Genomic DNA, 1,417 nt, shown 5'->3' on the forward strand with positions numbered 1-1,417 from the left:
AAGCACTAATCGCCTGCTCTTCAGAGAGATTAGATCTCCAGAAACCTGGTTTTGTATTTGTCATAAACAACCAATAAAAAAGGGATCAAATTGATCCCTATTATTCTTTTTTAAACACCAAATATACAAGAGGTCACATCAGCCACCGCGAGCAAATACCTTTGAATTTCTCTCATTACGATAAGTAAACTCATCCGGGTTATTTACAACCGATTCCGCTTCTTGACGTGCAGCTAGGATCTTGTCGTGATGCGGGGATTTTCCACAAACAGGATCTGCATTATGCATATCACCCGTCATCATATATGCCTGACAGTGACAGCCACCAAAGTCCTTATCTTTCTCATCACAGCTACGACAAGGCTCTTTCATCCAATCATCGCCACGGAAGTAGTTAAAACCCGGACTTTCATCCCAGATCTGCTGCAGTGACATCTCTTTCACATTCGGAAATTCAATTGGCAGCATACGTGCACTATGACAAGGTAGCGCCTTACCATCTGGAGTGACAGTGAGAAACACCTGCCCCCAGCCATTCATGCAGCCTTTAGGACGCTCTTCATAATAATCCGGAGTAACAAAGATCAGCTTGATCGGATTACCTTCCGCCGCCAGCTTCTCACGGTATTCATTGGTAATGCGTTCAGCACGCTCCAGCTGTGCCTGGGTTGGCAGTAACTGCTTAACGTTCTCATACGCCCAACCATAGTACTGACAGGTTGCCAGCTCTACATAGTCTGCTTCCAGCTCTACACAGAGCTCGATAATACGATCAATTCGATCAATGTTATGACGATGAGTCACGAAGTTAAGCACCATCGGGTAACCCTGGGCTTTCACCTCACGCGCCATTTTCAGTTTCTGCTCAAAGGCTTTTTTAGAACCCGCCAACATATTGTTGACCGATTCATCACTGGCCTGAAAACTGACCTGAATATGCTCCAGACCCGCGCTATGGAACTCAGCCATTTTACGCTCGTTAAGGCCTACCCCGGAAGTGATCAGGTTAGTGTAGTAACCCATCTCATTGGCACCACCGATCAGCTCAATCAGATCCTGACGGACCAGCGGTTCACCGCCGGAAAAACCGAGCTGTACGGCACCCAGCTCTCTCCCCTGCTCAAACACATCAAGCCATTGCTGAGTGGTCAATTCACCACCGAAGTCGGCAAAATCAAGAGGATTAGAGCAGTAGGGACACTGCAAAGGACATTTATAGGTTAGCTCGGCAAGCAACCATAAGGGCTTGCCGTGCTTTTTATCTGCTTTTTGGTCAGCTTCAGTTTTTACCTCAACTACAGGAAGCTGAGGCTGAGCGTTACAGGGTGATCCAGTGTTGCTCATAGGCGCCTCCAAGGAATTCCAGGATATCTGCGCTGATATCACCTGCATCGGAGAATTTGGCCTGTAGGGTGTC

General features: G+C 47.3%; 1 protein-coding gene. It reads right to left on the reverse strand.

Features of this window, described 5'->3' with window-relative positions; all coding sequences use genetic code 11:
• Positions 1 to 138: 138 nt before the first annotated feature.
• On the reverse strand, positions 139 to 1,344 hold the full coding sequence (gene pqqE, locus GY843_RS08715) for a pyrroloquinoline quinone biosynthesis protein PqqE (protein WP_297308630.1): 1,206 nt from the start codon (positions 1,342 to 1,344) through the stop codon (positions 139 to 141).
• Between the last annotated feature and the right edge of the window lie 73 nt (positions 1,345 to 1,417).

Source organism: Neptuniibacter sp. (assembly GCF_024231755.1).
Taxonomy (GTDB): Bacteria; Pseudomonadota; Gammaproteobacteria; order Pseudomonadales; family Balneatricaceae; genus Neptuniibacter.